Here is a 16033-nt window from a genome sequence, read left to right on the forward strand (position 1 = left end):
TTCCTCGGGACGGCCCGAGCTGTCATCCTGACGCACCGTGGTCACCCATCCGTCCGTCAACGACGACGCGGCCCCCGCCGGCTCCCGGCGCCGGTTCTTCGGCCAGCCGTGGGCGCTGGCCAACCTCTTCGGCGTCGAGGCCTGGGAGCGCTTCTCGTTCTACGGGATGCAGATCGTCCTGCTCTACTACCTGACCGGCGAGCTCGCCGACGGCGGGCTGGGGATCTCGAACGAGGTGGGCACCGGCATCATCGGCGCCTACGGCGGCGGCGTGTACCTGTCGACGATCCTCGGCGCCTGGATCGCGGACCGGTTGCTGGGCAGCGAGCGGGTGCTGTTCTACAGCGCGGTGCTGATCATGTTCGGGCACCTGGCGCTGGCCGTGATCCCCGGCGTCGCGGGCGTGGTGGTCGGCCTGCTGGCGGTGGCCTTCGGCAGCGGCGGCCTCAAGGCGAACGCCACGTCCGTGGTGGGCACGCTCTACGAGGAGGGCGACCCGCGGCGGGACGCCGGGTTCTCGCTGTTCTACCTGGGCATCAACCTGGGTGCGTTCCTCGGCCCGCTGGTCACCGGGTTCCTGCGTGACCGGTACGGGTTCCACTACGGGTTCGGGGCGGCCGCCGTCGGCATGGCGCTCGGGCTCGTCCAGTACTCGTTCGGGCGGCGCAACTTCCCGGCGCGGGCCCGGCAGGTGAAGAACCCGCTGCCCCGCCCCGAACGGCTGCGCTGGGTGGCGATCGGCGTCGGGACGCTCGTGGTCGTCGTGGTGCTGGTGCTCACCGGTGTCATCGACGCCGACAACCTCCCGGACATCGTCGTCTACCTGACCATCGCGGCCACCGTGGCGCTGTTCGCGGTCATCCTGTCCAGCCGGCGCATCACCGCGGTGGAACGACGGCGGGTGCTCGCCTTCATCCCGCTGTTCATCGCCAGCGCCGCCTTCTGGTCGCTGTACCAGCAGCAGTTCACCGTGGTGCCGCTCTACGCCGAGGACCAGCTCAACCGCAGCCTGTTCGGCTGGCAGATGCCGCCGGAGTGGGTCAACTCGATCAACCCGGTGTTCATCATCATCTTCGCCGGCGTCTTCACCGCGATCTGGACCAAGCTCGGCGACCGGCAGCCCCCGACACCGCTCAAGTTCGCCGCCGGGACCGCCGTGATGGGCGTGGCCTTCTTGCTGTTCCTGCCCTACGCGCACGCCGGCCGGGCCGGGACCCCGCTGGTGTACATTGCGCTGATCATCTTCGCGTTTACCGTCGCCGAGCTGTTGCTCTCGCCGATCGGGCTGTCGCTGTCGACGAAGCTGGCGCCGCAGATCTTCCGCACCCAGATGGTCGCGCTGTTCTTCCTGTCCGTCGCGCTGGGCACGGCCATGTCCGGCGTGCTGTCCGGCTACTACGACGGCGACGACCAGGTGCCGTACTTCGGCATCCTCGGCGCGGCGGCGATCGTCGTCGGGCTGGCGGTCTTCGCCTTCTCCCGGCCGATCCTGCGGCTGATGAGCGGCGTGCGGTGAGCCGGACCGGCGGGTTCCGCGGGTTCCGCAGGACCGCCCCCGGCCGCCGCGCCGGCTGACACAATCCGCTCATGCCGCTCGAACCCGGCGCCGTCGTGGCCGGCCACGTCGTGGAGCGGCAGATCGGCGCCGGCGGGATGGGCGAGGTCTACCTGGCCCGCCATCCGCGGTTGCCCCGCCGGGTGGCGCTCAAGCTGCTCCGCGAGGACCTGGTCGCCGACGAGTCGTTCGTCGGCCGGTTCCGGCGCGAGGCCGAGACGGTCGCCCGGCTGGACCACCCGCACATCGTCCCGGTGCTCGACGTCGGTGCCGAGGACGGCAGGGTCTGGCTGTCCATGCCGTTCGTGGACGGGACGACCGCCGAGCGCGCGGTCGCCGACGCACCGGCCGGCCTGCCGCCCGCCCGGGCGGTGCACATCGTCACCGGAGTGGCCGCGGCGCTGGACTTCGCGCACCGGCACGGGTTGGTGCACCGCGACGTCAAGCCGGCGAACATACTGCTGGCACCCGGCGACGAGCCCGACGGTGCCGGGAACGCCGACGGTCCGGACGGTGAGGGGTGGCCCGGGGACTCGGCCGGAGGCGAGCGGGTTTACCTGTCCGACTTCGGCGTGGTCAAGGCCATGGGCGAGCTCGAGGCGCAGCGGACGGCGCTGACCATGGCCGGCGCGGTGGTCGCGACCCTGGACTACGCCGCACCGGAACAGATCGAGAACCGTCCGCTGGACGGCCGGTGCGACGTCTACGCGCTGGGCTGCGTGCTGTTCAAGCTGCTCACCGGGCGGGTGCCGTTCCCCGCGGACACCGTGCCGGCGAAGATCTACGCCCACCTGCACCTCCCGCCACCGGCCCCGACCGACCTGGTGCCCACACTGCCGGCGGACATCGACCGGGTGATCGCCACGGCGCTCGCCCGCGATCCGGACCAGCGCTACCCCACCGCCCGGGCCCTGGCCGCGGCCACGCGGCGGGCGCTCGGCTCGGCCCCGCGGACCGTCGCTCCACCTCCGGGTGCCGGCAGCACCGGCGGAACAGGCAGCCCGGGCAGCGCCATGGGCGCCAGAGAAGACCACCACGCCCGCGACGCCGGGGATCACGGCCAGCGCGGGCGAGGCGGCGGAGTATTCGGAGGCGGGGGAGGCGCCGCAGCCGCCGCAGCCCCGGGAGGCGCCGGAGCGCCGACCGTGGCGGACCCCCGCCGGATGGGCGGTCCGATCCGACCGGCCGGACCCGCGCCGGCGCGACCGGTCGCACCGGTGTGGTCCGCACCGGCCGTGTCACCCGTGCCGGTCGCCGCGCCCGTCACGCCGACACCCACAGCACAGCCACCCACAGCACGGCCACCCACAGCTCTGCCACCCACAGCACAGCCACCCACGCAGCCCCCCGGCTCGGCCGGCCCGGAGCCGACCACCCTCGACCCCAGCTGGCCGGATGCCGGCGACCCGGTCCCGGCGGGTCGGCGGCGGCGCGGACTCGTCGTGGGTGCCGTGGTGCTGCTGGCGGTGATCGCCACGGCGATCACCCTGCTCGCCACCGGCGTCGTCGGCCCGCCCCGCAGCACGGCGGCCACCGGCACCAGCGCGACCCCGGCGACCGGCGGCAGCACCGCGGCCGTGACCGGCACCGGTGCGGTGATCGACGCCGAGACCCGCACGGCAGGGACCGAGCCGGCCGGATCGGGGCCGGCGGGTTCCGCGTCCACGGGCCCGACAGGGTCGTCGGTGGCGTCCGCCTCCTCGGCGTCCTCGGCGTCCGGCAGCGCGACGCCGGCATCCGGCGCCGGCCGCCCGGCTGCGGACCTGCCGCGGTCGCCCCGACCGCTGCCGGACGCCACCGTCGTGGTGGGTCGGGCGATCGGTGGCGGCCGCTACACCCTGGTCCGGATGGACGCCGACACCGGCGCCGGCCCCACCCCGGCCGTCCTCGCCGCGCCGCGCGGCGACCCGGTGAACCCGCTGCTGTCGGCGGACCGCCGGACCGTCCTGTACGTCGCCGGCGGGCGCGAGGTCCGCGCGGTGGCCGCCGACGGCACCGGCGACCGCCCGGTGACCAGGCCCGCCGGCTGCCTGTCGATCGGCCGGCCGGCGTGGGACCCGGTCCGGCCGGACCGGTGGGCGGTGACCTGCCGCACCGCGGCGGGTCTCGAGCTGCGCCTGGTCGACGCCGCCGGCCGGACGCTGACCACGCTGCGGACCGGGCTGGCCGTCGTCGACGACCTGTCGTTCTCCCGGGACGGCCGGCGGCTGGCGTACTGGGGCTCCGCGACGGCCGGGGCCGGCGGCGGCTCGGTCTTCGTCCAGCCCGTCGACGGCGGCGCGCCGGTCCGGGTGACCGGCGGGCCGGCCGACGTGGATCCGGTCTTCTCCCCGGTCGACGACCGCGTGGCGTTCAGCCGCACCGACCGGGTCGACGGCCGCCGCCGGTCCCGGATCCTGGTCGTCGACACCGCCGGCGCGGGCGCGGGCGGTGTCGCGGCACCGGGAGCGGCCGCCGGCACCGGCGAGGACGGCTTCGACGATTTCACCAACCAGGGACCGAGCTGGTCCCCGGACGGCCGGCGGCTGGCGTTCAAGAGCACCCGGCCGGCCGCGGGCGACGACCCGGGTGCGCCGGAGATCTGGGTGGTCGACGTGGCGGGCGGGGCACCGGCCCGGCGGCTGTCCGGACCGGGCGCCGTCGTCGGCTCACCGGCGTGGACGAGTCGCTGACCGCGCCGACCACGCCGGCTGGACGGCTCTGCCCTGAACGGTGACGTGGCCGGCGATGCAGCTGTCGTTGCGCGAGCAGGGAGCGGGCGGCGACACCGGCCGGCCCGGCCGGCGGCTGCCGGCGCGGCTACGTGCCGGCGCGGCTACTTGGCGGCCCGGCGGCGGGCGCGGGGCGCCTGGTCGCCCTTGGTGCCCATCACGAACGACGCGACGAGGTGGTTCCACTCGCACGTCCGGCAGACCTCGACCTGGTACACGGAGAACTCGCCGAAGACCCCGGCCATCTTCTCCAGCTCTGCCGGCACCCGGGCGGAGCCGGCGAGGTGCTTGATCTCGTCGCCGTAGACCCAGTAGACGTGGGTGAGGTTCTCCTTGCGGCACACCGGGCAGCTGACGTCCGTCGGGACGCCGTGGAACTTGGCCGCGCGGACGAGGTACGGGGAGGCGTCGCACACCTCGCTGACCCCCGTGCGACCAGCCATGACCTCCGCGAGCAGCGCCCTGCGTTGCAACGCGTAGTCGACCAGCCCTCTCTGCGTCCGCATCAGGAAAAGGGTACGCCGGGCCGTTCCGGACGCCCCGGGCAGCGCCCGGCATCCCGGAGCCCGGCACCGGTGCGCGGAACGCCGCAGGACCATCCGACGGCCGGGCCGACCCGTGGGGTGTGTCACCCAGTGGCGGCGGTGTCGGACCCGGTGGTCAGGAGCGGCCGGCGCGTCCGGACGACGACGGCAGCAGGGTGCGGGCCGGGCGCCGCGAGCCGCAGCCGGCGCGACGCTGGGCGTAGACCAGGGTCCCGATGAGCGCCAGGCCGGACAGCACGAGCACCACCGCGGTGATCGTGGTGACCAGCGGCACGTCCACCCCCGCCAGCTGCAGCACCCCGAGGGCGATCAGCGCCAGCGCGCAGAGCAGGGCCAGGGCCGCGCGCCACGGGCTCTTGGTCACCTCGTCCATGCCCTGCTGCGCCTTGTCCTTGGCGTAGTCCAGCGGTTTGCGGGCCCAGGAGAACCGGGTGGCCAGCACCGCGAGGCCGACGGCGATCAGCACGAACCCGGGGCCGGGCAGCACCAGCAGCGCGATGCCGGCCAGGGTCAGCAGGCCGCCGAGCACGGCGACGACCACGGTCTTCACGGGGCACCCTCCACCGACATGACCTCGACGGTACCGACGGCGCCCCGCCCGGACGTGCCGCGCCGGCCCGGCGGTCTGGCATGTCCGTCAGGACACCGGCAGGGCCACCGGTGCCGGCACGGGGTCGATACGCAGCCGGCCGTGCCGGCCGCTCGGGAGGATGTCCCGGACCTCGCGGATCCGCTCCGGGTTTACGGTGACGCAGCCGTAGCCCGGGGTGGCGGTGCCCAGGTCCAGCAGCGGCAACCCGAACGGGTCGAACGCGGCCGAGCGACCGATGCCGGCCGGCCCGATCTGATCCGCCGCGACGACATAGCAGGTGTTCTCGATCGCCCTGGCGCGCAGCAGCGTCGACCAGTGCTCCTCCTTGAGAGGTCCGCGCACCCACGCCGAGGCCAGCGCCAGCACGTCCGCGCCGGCCGCGGACAGCGACCGGAAGAGCTCCGGGAAGCGCAGGTCGTAGCAGGTGGCGAAGCCGACGCGGACCCCGCCGAGCTCCACGACCGGCGCGGCGTCCGCGCCGGGTGCGACCGACCGCGACTCCTCAAAGGCGAAGGCGTCGTAGAGGTGGATCTTGCGGTAGGCGGCGCGGAGCTCGCCGTCGACGAGCACCACCAGGGTGTTGTGGACCCGGTCCGAGTCCGGGTCGGGGACGAAGGTCCCGGCCGCGATGGCCAGCCCGTGCCGCCGGGACGCCTCGGCCAGCGCTCCGACGAACGGGCCGTCCAGGGGTTGCGCGGCGCGACCGGGCGCCGACGGGTCCGTGAGGAACGAGACCAGCGAACCCTCCGGCGCCAGCAGGAGATCCGCGCCGTCGGACGCGGCCCGCGCCGCGGCCGACGCGATGTGGCCGGCATTGGCGGCCGGATCCGGCCGGGGGTCGAACTGGGTCACCGCGATCCGCATGCCCCGATCCTCCCACTCCGGCGCCGGACGCGACCGGGACCCGGTGCGGCGGCCGGCGCCGGGATCAGCGGCGGCCGCCGACCCGGCCCAGCGCCACCAGCGTGGTGGTGTCGACGGGCGTCCCGCCGGCCAGCTGGTCCAGGTAGTCCGACCGGACGGCCTCCACCGCCTCGGCGGACAGCCCGGACAGCAGGCCGCGGTATCCGGACCCGGTGACCAGCAGCCACAGCGAGACCGGGTCGGTGGGCAGGGCGTGCTCGACGGTGGTGACCTGGACGTCGGCGGCGCCGCAACCGGCGAGCCACCCGGCCAGTCCCTCGGGGTCCGCGACGGCGTCCAGCCGCGCCGACGCCTCGGGCGCCGGCACCTCCGCGCCGCGCTGCCGTCCCACGGCGGCGGCGAGAGCGCGCCCGGCGGCGACCACGGCCCCCCGCCGCCAGACGGTGATGCCGACCCGCCCGCCGGGACGGGCCCGGCCGACCAGGTGCCGGGTGCCGGCGTCCATGTCCGGGAAGAAGAAGACGCCCAGGACGCACTGCACCAGGTCGTAGCCGTCCTCCGGCCACGCCGTCACGTCGGCGGTGTGCGCGTGCAGCTGCGGCAGGTCGGCGGCGCGGGCGGCCGCCCGCTCGACGAGCGGACCCGACAGATCGACGGCGTCGACCAGCCCGGCGCCGCCCACCGCCACCGCGGCCGGCAGGGCCGAGGAGCCGACGCCGCAGCAGGCGTCGAGCACCCGCTCGCCGGTGGCCGGGGCGGTGACCTCGACGGTGCCCAGGCTCACCGGGTCCCACAGCAGCGGCGCCAGCAGGAGGAAGTCGTCGGCGGCGTCGTCGAACCCACCGACCGACAGCTGCTGCGGGCGTTGCTCCGGCACGGCGTCCTCCTCCGCGGTGGGGCCGCCCGCGGGACGGGACGGCCCGGTGTCAGGGGACGATCGAGACCATCCGCCCGGGGACCACGACGATCTTGCGCGGTCGCGACCCCTCCAGCAGCTCGACCACCCGCGGCTCGGCCAGCGCGGCGCTCTCCACCGCCTCGACCGGGGCGTCCGCCGGCACGGTGACCCGGGCCCGAACCTTGCCCCGGACCTGGATCGGGTACTCGACCTCCGCGACGCCCAGCAGCGCCGGGTCGGCCTCCGGGAACGGCCCGTGACCCAGCGACGTCCGGTGGCCCAGCCGCTGCCACAGTTCCTCGGCGATGTGCGGCGCCAGCGGTGCCGTCATCAGCACCAGGGCCTCGGCCACCTCGCGGGAGGCCGGCGCCGCCGACTTGGTGACGTAGTTGGCCAGCACGATCAGCTTGGCGATCGCGGTGTTGTAGGACATCCCCGCCAGGTCGGTGCGGACCCCGTCGATCGTCCGGTGCAGCAGCGCGCGGGTGGCCTCGTCCGCCGGCTCGTCGGACACCACGGTCTCGCCGGTCTCCTCGGACACGACGATCCGCCACAGCCGCTGCAGGTACCGCTGCGGTCCGACGACGTCCCGGGTCTGCCAGGGCCGGGACACGTCCAGCGGGCCCATCCCCATCTCGTACATCCGGAACGTGTCGGCGCCGTAGCGGCGGCACATGTCGTCCGGGGTGACGACGTTGTTCAGGGACTTGCCCATCTTCCCGTACTCGCGGTGCACCTCCTGGCCGTCGTGGAAGAACCGGCCGGCGGTCTCGCCGGTGCCCTCGGTCACCTCCTCGGCCGGGACGTAGAAGCCGCGGTCGTCGGTGTAGGCGTACGCCTGGATGTAGCCCTGGTTGAACAGCCGGCGGAACGGCTCCTCGCTCGAGACGTGCCCCAGGTCGTACAGCACCTTGTGCCAGAAGCGCGAGTACAGCAGGTGCAGCACGGCGTGCTCGACGCCGCCGACGTACAGGTCGACACCGCCCGGGTCGCCGGGCCGGGCCGGGTCCGGGCCCATCCAGTACCGCTCCACCACCGGGTCGCAGAACGCCTCGTCGTTGGTGGGGTCCAGGTACCGCATCTCGTACCAGCAGGAGCCGGCCCACTGCGGCATGACGTTCAGCTCGCGGCGGTAGGTGCGCGGCCCGTCGCCCAGGTCCAGCTCGACCGTGGCCCATTCGGTGGCCCTGGCCAGCGGCGGCTGCGGGTCGGACGTGGCGTCGTCCGGGTCGGCGGCGGCGGGCGCGAAGTCGACCATCTCCGGCAGCGTCAGCGGCAGCTGGTCGTCCGGCAGCGCGATGGCCGTGCCCTCGTCGTCGTAGACGATCGGGAACGGCTCACCCCAGTACCGCTGGCGGCTGAACAGCCAGTCGCGCAGCTTGTACTGCGTCCGGGCGCGGCCGGCGCCGCGGGCCACCAGCCAGTCGATCATCGCCGCCTTGGCCTCGGCGACCGGCAGGCCGTTCAGGTCCAGCTCGAGGTTGGCGCTGTTGATCGCCGGTCCCTCGCCTGTGAACGCCTCGTCGTCCGGGTGACCGGGGGCCGGCTGCACGGTCCGCACCACCGGCAGGTCGAAGACCTTCGCGAAGTCCCAGTCGCGGACGTCCTGCCCGGGCACGGCCATGATCGCCCCGGTGCCGTACCCGGTCAGCACGTAGTCGGCGATGAACACCGGCAGCCGCGCGCCGTTCGCCGGGTTGACCGCGTAGGACCCGGTGAAGACGCCGGTCTTCTCCCGGTTCTCCTGGCGTTCCAGGTCGCTCTTGCGCGCCGCGGCCGCCCGGTAGCGGGCGACGGCCTCGGCCGGCGTGGGCGCCCCGCCGGTCCACGACTCCGGGGTGCCTGCGGGCCACTCGTCCGCGGTCAGGTCGCCGACCAGCGGGTGCTCCGGCGCCAGCACCGCGTAGGTCGCGCCGAACAAGGTGTCCGGCCGGGTGGTGAAGACGGTGAAGGTGGGCAGGTCGTCGTCACCCGGCACCGGGGACCGGTCGTCCCGCCCGGCTGCCGGGTCCGCCGGCAGCACCCGGAAACGGATCTCGGCGCCGGTGGAGCGGCCGATCCAGTTCCGCTGCATGGCCTTGACCGACTCGGGCCAGTCCAGCCGGTCCAGGTCGTCGATCAGCCGGTCGGCGTAGTCGGTGATCCGCATCATCCACTGGCGCAGGTTGCGGCGGAACACCGGGAAGTTGCCGATCTCGGACCGGCCGTCCGCGGTGACCTCCTCGTTGGACAGCACGGTCCCCAGCCCCGGACACCAGTTGACCGGCGCCATGGCCACGTATGCCAGCCGGCGGCCGGCCAGCACGGCCTCCTGCTCGGCGTGGCTCAGCTCCGCCCAGCGCCGGCCGTCGGGCGTGGTCCGCTCGCCGGCGGCGTACTCGGCGGCCAGCTCGGCGACCGGGCGGGCCCGGCCGGCACGCTCGTCGTACCAGGCGCCGAACAGCTGCAGGAAGATCCACTGGGTCCAGCGGAAGAACTCCGGGTCGGTGGTCGAGACGCTCCGCCGGCTGTCGTGGGCGAACCCCAGCCGCCGCAGCTGCGACCGGTACCGCTCGACGTTCTGCGCCGTCGTCTCCCGCGGGTGGGTCCCGGTACGGATGGCGTACTGCTCGGCCGGCAGCCCGAAAGCGTCGAAGCCGACGGTGTGCAGCACGTTCCGGCCGGTCATCCGCATGAAGCGGCCCAGCACGTCGGTGCCGATGTAGCCCAGCGGGTGGCCGACGTGCAGACCCGCCCCGGACGGGTACGGGAACATGTCCAGGACGTACATCTTGTCGGCCGGCACCCGGGCCGGGTCCGCGGGCGCCAGCGGCCCCGCCGGGTTGGGCGCCCGGAAGGTGCCCTCGGCCTCCCACCGGTCCTGCCACCGGGCCTCGATCCGGTTGGCCAGCTCCGCGGTGTACCGGTGGGCGGGGACGTCCCCGGCGGGACGCGTGTCCGTGGCGACGTCCGTGGCGGCGTCCGTGTCGACGTCCGTGGCGACGCCCGCGTCCGGGGCCGCCGGGCCGCCCGTGTCGATGCTGTCCTGATCGCCGGTCATCGGTCTCTCTCGTCGTCTGCGGGACTGCTGGGGCGCTGCGGGCACAAAAAAACCCTCCTGGTCTCAGGAGGGAACGCCGCGCGGCCGGAGGGATCCGGTCAGCGCGGCTCGGCAAGCAGCGAAGCCGTCATGAGCCCGAGTCTAGTCCTCCGCCTACGATGCGGGGTATGCCCGGCACGCCTCTGGCCCTCAGCCTCCCCCTGGGACTGCTGCTCGTGCTCCTCGCCGGCGGCGCGGCGGTGCAGGCGTGGGCCGGGTGGACCGGCCGGCTGCGGCGGACCGGACGCTGGGGGGTGCGGACGCCGGCCGCCTCGGACAACGACACCGCCTTCGCCACCGCGAACCGCGTGGCCGCACCGGTGCTCGCCGGCGCCGCGGTGGCCGGGCTGGTCGCCGCCGCCGTCGTGCTGCTGGCGAGCCTGCCCGTGGCCGCGACCGTGGTCGTCGCGGTGATCGGCCTGGTGGCGGTGGTCGCCCTGGCCGTGGCCGGGACGGCCCTCGGCGAGCGGGCGGCCCGGACGCTGCCGGTGCCGGCCCGCCGTCCGGTCGGCGGCGGCGCCTGTGGCGGTTGCGGGTGCGGCGACGGCGGGTGCGCGGCGCTGACCCGCCGCAGCACGCTCCCGGCGCAGGGCTGATCCGGCGCCCGCACGGCGGACCCGGCGCCTCCGAGCCGGTCCCACGAGGGTCCCGCGGGCGGCCGTCAGTTCTCGTGCACGTCCGCGGGCACGTACGCCTGCCAGGCCAGCGGGAAGCCCTGCCGGCGCAGCACCTGGAACCACAGGTCCACCCGCGGCCCGGCGAGCACGTCCGCGGGCCGGCCGGGCAGCACGTGCCAGGCCCCGCCGGCGATCTCCTCGGCCAGCTGTCCCGGGGACCAGCCGGCGTGGCCGGCGAAGATCCGCACGCCGGTCAGGTCCCGGCCGATCCGCTCCGGCTCGCCGTCCAGGTCCACCAGCACGACCGGCCCGGAGATCGGTACGGTGCCGGCCACCTCGACCGGGTTGACGCCCTGCCGGCACACACCCAGGCACATCGCGCCGGTGGTCTGCACGGGGCCGCCCGCGAAGACCGCCTGCGGCCGCGCCACCCGGCCGCTCCAGGCCGGCAGGACGTTGTGCACGGCCGTTTCGGTGCGGCGGTTGATGACCAGGCCGGCGGTGCCGTCGGCGCCGTGCGCGACCACGTAGACGACGGTGCGGTGGAAGTGTGGGTCCACCAGGGCCGGCGTCGCCACCAGCAGCGACCCGGGGGCGAGCCGCCCGCGACCGGCGCGGCGACCGGCGCCGGCCCTCCCCGGGACCTGCGAGGGGTCCGGCTCGTCGCCCGGGCCACCCCCGGACAGGGCATCGCCCGGTCGCTCGGTGCTCACCGGACCCATTGTGGTCCACGTCCCGCGCACCCGGCCGGGTGGCGCAGTGACGATTCGATCAATCCCGGGTACGCGGTCACGGCCTGCGCACGTACCGTTCCCTCGTGACCTCGACGCACGGGCAGCGGACGGTGGGGCACGCCGTGCCGCCGTCGCCGCCGTCGGTGCACGGGCTGCGCCCGCTGTTGCGGGTGCCCCAGCTGCGGCGGCTGATCCTGGTCCGGATGCTGGCGTCCTTCGGCGACGGCGCCTTCCAGGGCGCGCTGGCGAACGCGGTGCTGTTCGACCCGTCGCGGCAGTCCACGGCGGCCACCATCGCAGCCGGCTTCGCGGTGCTGCTGCTGCCGTACTCGCTGATCGGTCCGTTCGCTGGCGCGCTGCTGGACCGGTGGAGCCGCCGGCAGGTGCTGGTGCTGGCCAACCTGGTGCGGTCGGCGATCATCGCGGTGCTGGCCGTGCTGCTGGCGTTCGGGCTGCCGCTGTGGATGCTGTTCGCCGTCTCGCTCGTGGTCATGGGCTGCGGCCGGTTCGTCGGCTCCGGGCTGTCCGCGTCGCTGCCGCACGTCATCGCGCCGGACTCGCTGGTCGGCGCCAACGCGCTGGCCACCACCGCCGGCTCCGTCGCGACGGTCGTCGGCGGCGGCTACGCCATCGGGTTGCGGACGGTCCTGGGCACCGGCAACGTGCCGATCGCCGTCGTGACGGGGTCGGTCATCCTGTTCTACGTCGGCTCCGCCCTGCTGGCGGGGCGGTTCACCCGCTGGTCGCTCGGGCCGGACGAGACCGACGAGCCGCCGCAGCCCTTGCGAGCGGTGCTGGAGGGCTTCGCCGCCGGCATGCGGCAGCTGGTCCGCCGCCCGTCCGCCGGCCTGTCGGTGCTGATGGTGGTGCTGGTCCGGTTCTGCTTCGGGCTGTCCACGCTGGTCGTGCTGCTGCTGTTCCAGCACCACTTCACCGAGCACCACGGGATCTTCCGGTCGGGGATCGCCGGCATCGCCGAGGTGCTGGGCGTGTCCGCGGTGGGCCTGTTCCTGGGCGCGGTGGCGACGGCGCCGATGGTGGCGCTGCTGGGCCGCACCCGGTACGTCGTGCTGCTGCTGCTGCTGTCCGCGGTGGTCGTCGCCGCGGCCGGCTCGCAGTTCACCCAGCTGTCCACCCTGATCACCGCCGTGGTGCTGGCCTTCTCCTACCAGTCGTCCAAGGTCTGCGCCGACTCGGTGGTGCAGCGGGACTCCGGCGACGCCTACATCGGCCGGGTCTTCGCGCTCTACGACACCGCCAACAACGTCTTCTACGTCGCCGCCTTCGCGCTCGGCGTCGGCCTGGTGCCCTGGGACGGCCGCGGCCTCGCCCCGGTGATCATGGTGGCCGCGTTGTACCTGCTCACGGCCGTCGGCTACGGCGCCGGGATGCGCGCCGTGCACCGACGGCGGCCCGAACTGGCCGGCTGACGCCGGTCGCCGGGCCGCCGCACCGGGCCCGCTCCCCGACGGCTGCGGGTCCCGGTGCCCCGGCCGGCGACAGGGCAGCCGCCGCACCCCTCGCGCCTGGGCGCGCGCGACGGTCGCCCGGTGCCGCCGGCCGGGTCGGCCGGCGCACCGTGCTCTCGGATCAGCCGTGGACGTGCACGTCCGCGGTGGCGTGGCTGCCGGAGTACGCATCGATCTGGTCCTGCACCCACGGGTCCGGGGTGGAGCCGGACTGGTCGGCGTCGTCGATCTGGTCCTGCACCCAGGCGTCCGGGGTCGAGGAGTCGTCGGTGCTGTCGGTGCCGTCGGTGCTGGCGGTGCTGGTCCCGTCCGAGGTGACCCAGTGCGCGTCGATCGACTCCGCGCTGTTCCAGTGGCCGTTGCCGGCCGGGTCGGTGTAGGCGGTGTCGTAGTGGCCGTCGTGGTTCGTGGACACCAGGATGGTGTCCACCCGCCCGTCGCCGTTGGAGTCCCAGGCGATGGCGTCCTTGTGGCCCGAGCCGTCGAAGTCCAGCGCGATGCCGTCGCCCCGGCCGTCGCCGTCGACGTCCACGTCGGGGGTGCCGGTGTAGACGTGCGTCGGGGTGTGGCTGTCGCCGAAGGCGTACGTCAGCTGGCCGGGAGCCGCCACGTCGGCCGGCGCCGAGTCGTCGGTGCTCGAGGAGCTGTCCGCGGTCACCCAGTGGGCGTCGATCTGCTCCGCGCTGTTCCAGTGGCCGTTGCCGGCCGGGTCGTAGTAGGCGGTGTCGTAGTGCCCGTCGTGGTTGGTGGACACCAGGATGGTGTCGACGCGTCCGTCCCCGTCCGAGTCCCAGGCGATGGCGTCCTTGTGGCCCGAGCCGTCGAAGTCCAGCGCGACACCGTCGGGGGTGCCGTCGCCGTTGACGTCGACGTCCGCCGGAGACGTGTAGGTCTGGGTGGGGGTGGTGTCGTTGCCGAACGAGTAGGTCAGGGTGCTCATCGGGGGTTCCTCCGTGACTGGGTGCGGCCTCCGTGCCGCTTTCGGGGGATCGGACGCCGCCTTCCGGCGTGCGGTTCCGCCGGTCCTTCACGGTTTTTCCGGCACGGATCAGCACGCTGCGTGACGGTCTCCCGCCCGGACCGCGTGCGCTCGGACACCGGACCGATCCGACGGGCTACTCCGGCAGCAGACCCTGCTCGCGCGGCTGCTCCGGCAGCAGGCCCTGCTCCCGCGCCCAGCGGAACAGCTCGGCCTCCGCCTCGACCCGGTCCAGCGGACCGCGCTCCAGCCGGACGTCCTTGAGGTGCGCCCACGCCCGGCCGACCATCGGCCCCGGCGGGATGCCGAGCAGCCGCATGATCTCGTTGCCGTCCAGGTCCGGCCGCACCCGGCGCAGGTCCTCGTCGGCGGCCAGGGCAGCGATTCGCGCCTCGAGGTCGTCGTAGGAGCGCTGCAGCGCCTGCCGCCGCCGGGGGTTGCGGGTGGTGCAGTCGGCCCGGACCAGCTTGTTCAACCGCGGCAGCAGCGGCCCGGCGTCGTGCACGTATCGGCGCACCGCCGAATCGGTCCAGGCGCCGCCCGAGTACCCGTGGAACCGCAGGTGCAGGAACGTCAGCTGCTCGACGTCCTTGACCACGTGCGCCGGGAAGCGCAGCTCCCGCAGCCGCTGCTTGACCAGCCGCGCGCCGACCACCTCGTGGTGGTGGAAGCTGACGCCGCCGCCGGGTTCGAACCGGCGGGTGGCCGGCTTGCCGATGTCGTGCAGCAGCGCCGCGAGCCGCAGGACGAGGTCCGGCCCCGGCACGGTCCCGTCGGTGCCATCGGTGCCGTCGCTGCGCTTGCTGCCGTCGGTGCCCGCCGGGTTCTCCAGGCCCGCCGTCCGGTGGGGACTCGACGGCGGGTCGGTGATGGTCCCCGCTGCGCTCCCGCCGAGCGGCCCCGCCGGCACGGGGTCCTCGAGCGCGATCGCCTGCTCCAGCACGGTCAGCGAGTGCTGGTAGACGTCCTTGTGCTGGTGGTGCTCGTCGCGCTCGAGGATCAGCGCGGGCAGCTCCGGCAGGACGTGGGCGGCCAGCCCGGTGCGGGTGAGCAGCTCCAGCCCGGCCCGCGGGTGGGCGCCGAGCAGCAGGCCGGACAGTTCGGCCGAGATCCGCTCGACGGTGATCCGGCGGATCTCGCCCGCCATCGCCGTCATCGCCTCCGTCACCCGGTCCGCCACCCGGAAGCCGAGCTGCGAGGTGAACCGGGCGGCCCGCATCATCCGCAGCGGGTCGTCGTGGAAGCTGTCCTCCGGTCGACCTGGGGTGTCCAGCAGCCGTTCGGCCAGCTGCTGCAGCCCGCCGAACGGGTCGGTGAACCGGTGGTCCGGCACCGACACGGCCATGGCGTTGACCGCGAAGTCGCGCCGCAAGAGGTCGTCGGCGAGCGACTCGCCGAAGGTCACCTCGGGGTTCCGCGACTCGCCGTCGTACTGGTCGGCCCGGAACGTGGTGACCTCGATGCGCCAGCCGGACCGGGTGGCGCCGACCGTGCCGAACTCGACGCCGGTCTCCCACACGGCGTCGGCCCACGGCCGGACCAGCTCGAGGATGCGGTCCGGGCGGGCGTCGGTGGTGAAGTCCAGGTCGTTGCCGAGCCGGCCCAGCAGGGCGTCCCGGACCGACCCGCCGACCAGGTGCAGCTCGTGCCCGGCCCGGCGGAACAGCTCGCCGAGCTCGTCGGCCACCGGTGAGATCCGCAGCAGCGTCGTCACGGCCTCGCGCTGCAAGGCCGACAGCTCGCCGGTGACGGGACCGGCTGGCGCCGTGCCCGACCGTGTGCCCGACCCTGGGGCCTCGGCTGGGCCCGACACCGTGGCCGGCGTCCGGGGCCCGGCGGGACGGGTGGCGCGGGGTCGTCGGGCGGCGGTGGACACGACGAGCCAGTCTAGGGGTGCGGCGCCGGGGCCACCACGCGCCGGCCGCCGCGCCGGGGGTGTGAAGCCCGGATGTGGCGCTGTTGTGCCAGGTCGGCGCGGCGTGCCGGGAGA

At 74.7% G+C, this 16033-nt stretch carries 12 protein-coding genes; 4 read left to right on the plus strand and 8 right to left on the minus strand.

From position 1 onward, the window contains the following. The first annotated feature begins 37 nt into the window (after positions 1-37). Together IEY37_RS07735 and IEY37_RS07740 are read left to right on the plus strand one after the other, a co-directional pair. Entirely contained in the window at positions 38-1516 is a 1479-nt protein-coding gene (locus tag IEY37_RS07735) for a peptide MFS transporter (RefSeq protein WP_188940985.1), read from the plus strand. Positions 1517-1587: 71 nt separating this feature from the next. After that, a complete protein-coding gene (locus IEY37_RS07740; protein ID WP_188940986.1) occupies positions 1588-4227 on the plus strand; it encodes a protein kinase domain-containing protein in 2640 nt (879 codons plus the stop codon). Positions 4228-4370: 143 nt separating this feature from the next. Here IEY37_RS07740 and IEY37_RS07745 read toward each other — a convergent pair whose 3' ends face one another. The 5 genes from IEY37_RS07745 to leuS all read right to left on the minus strand — a co-directional run bounded on the left by IEY37_RS07745 (position 4371) and on the right by leuS (position 10205). Then, positions 4371-4772, minus strand: coding sequence for a DUF5318 domain-containing protein (locus tag IEY37_RS07745; RefSeq protein ID WP_188940987.1), 402 nt, complete (start codon positions 4770-4772; stop codon positions 4371-4373). A 154-nt stretch (positions 4773-4926) separates the two neighbouring features. Further along, positions 4927-5361, minus strand: coding sequence for a PGPGW domain-containing protein (locus tag IEY37_RS07750; RefSeq protein ID WP_188940988.1), 435 nt, complete (start codon positions 5359-5361; stop codon positions 4927-4929). 87 nt (positions 5362-5448) lie between these two features. Next, positions 5449-6267 (minus strand): carbon-nitrogen hydrolase family protein, encoded by an 819-nt coding sequence (locus IEY37_RS07755; RefSeq protein WP_188940989.1) that lies wholly within the window; start codon positions 6265-6267, stop codon positions 5449-5451. 64 nt (positions 6268-6331) lie between these two features. Further along, positions 6332-7144: a class I SAM-dependent methyltransferase gene (locus tag IEY37_RS07760; protein WP_188940990.1), complete on the minus strand. Its 813-nt coding sequence runs from the start codon at positions 7142-7144 to the stop codon at positions 6332-6334. A gap of 49 nt (positions 7145-7193) precedes the next feature. Beyond that, positions 7194-10205: a leucine--tRNA ligase gene (leuS, locus tag IEY37_RS07765; RefSeq protein ID WP_188940991.1), complete on the minus strand. Its 3012-nt coding sequence runs from the start codon at positions 10203-10205 to the stop codon at positions 7194-7196. 167 nt (positions 10206-10372) lie between these two features. Here leuS and IEY37_RS07770 point away from each other — a divergent pair, with 167 nt between their 5' ends. Then, complete coding sequence (locus IEY37_RS07770) at positions 10373-10840, plus strand: SdpI family protein (protein ID WP_188940992.1); 468 nt, start codon at positions 10373-10375, stop codon at positions 10838-10840. 65 nt (positions 10841-10905) lie between these two features. Here IEY37_RS07770 and IEY37_RS07775 read toward each other — a convergent pair whose 3' ends face one another. Further along, entirely contained in the window at positions 10906-11574 is a 669-nt protein-coding gene (locus tag IEY37_RS07775; RefSeq protein ID WP_229674156.1) for a YqgE/AlgH family protein, read from the minus strand. A gap of 104 nt (positions 11575-11678) precedes the next feature. Between IEY37_RS07775 and IEY37_RS07780 the strand changes: the two genes are divergently transcribed. Beyond that, complete coding sequence (locus tag IEY37_RS07780; protein WP_188940994.1) at positions 11679-13025, plus strand: MFS transporter; 1347 nt, start codon at positions 11679-11681, stop codon at positions 13023-13025. 160 nt (positions 13026-13185) lie between these two features. Here IEY37_RS07780 and IEY37_RS07785 read toward each other — a convergent pair whose 3' ends face one another. Then, positions 13186-14004, minus strand: coding sequence for a hypothetical protein (locus IEY37_RS07785; protein ID WP_188940995.1), 819 nt, complete (start codon positions 14002-14004; stop codon positions 13186-13188). 175 nt (positions 14005-14179) lie between these two features. After that, a complete protein-coding gene (locus IEY37_RS22010; protein WP_229674157.1) occupies positions 14180-15757 on the minus strand; it encodes a tRNA nucleotidyltransferase/poly(A) polymerase-related protein in 1578 nt (525 codons plus the stop codon). Positions 15758-16033 lie beyond the last annotated feature (276 nt).

The sequence above is a fragment of the Nakamurella endophytica genome (genome assembly GCF_014646215.1).
GTDB lineage: Bacteria > Actinomycetota > Actinomycetes > Mycobacteriales > Nakamurellaceae > Nakamurella > Nakamurella endophytica.

Excerpts from the sequence above, each read along its gene's own strand:
- IEY37_RS07740 (WP_188940986.1), top strand. The coding sequence starts at position 1,588 with ATGCCGCTCGAACCCGGCGCCGTCGTGGCCGGCCACGTCGTGGAGCGG.
- IEY37_RS07745 (WP_188940987.1), bottom strand. The coding sequence starts at position 4,772 with ATGCGGACGCAGAGAGGGCTGGTCGACTACGCGTTGCAACGCAGGGCG.
- IEY37_RS07755 (WP_188940989.1), bottom strand. The coding sequence starts at position 6,267 with ATGCGGATCGCGGTGACCCAGTTCGACCCCCGGCCGGATCCGGCCGCC.
- leuS (WP_188940991.1), bottom strand. The coding sequence starts at position 10,205 with ATGACCGGCGATCAGGACAGCATCGACACGGGCGGCCCGGCGGCCCCG.
- IEY37_RS07770 (WP_188940992.1), top strand. The coding sequence starts at position 10,373 with ATGCCCGGCACGCCTCTGGCCCTCAGCCTCCCCCTGGGACTGCTGCTC.
- IEY37_RS07785 (WP_188940995.1), bottom strand. The coding sequence starts at position 14,004 with ATGAGCACCCTGACCTACTCGTTCGGCAACGACACCACCCCCACCCAG.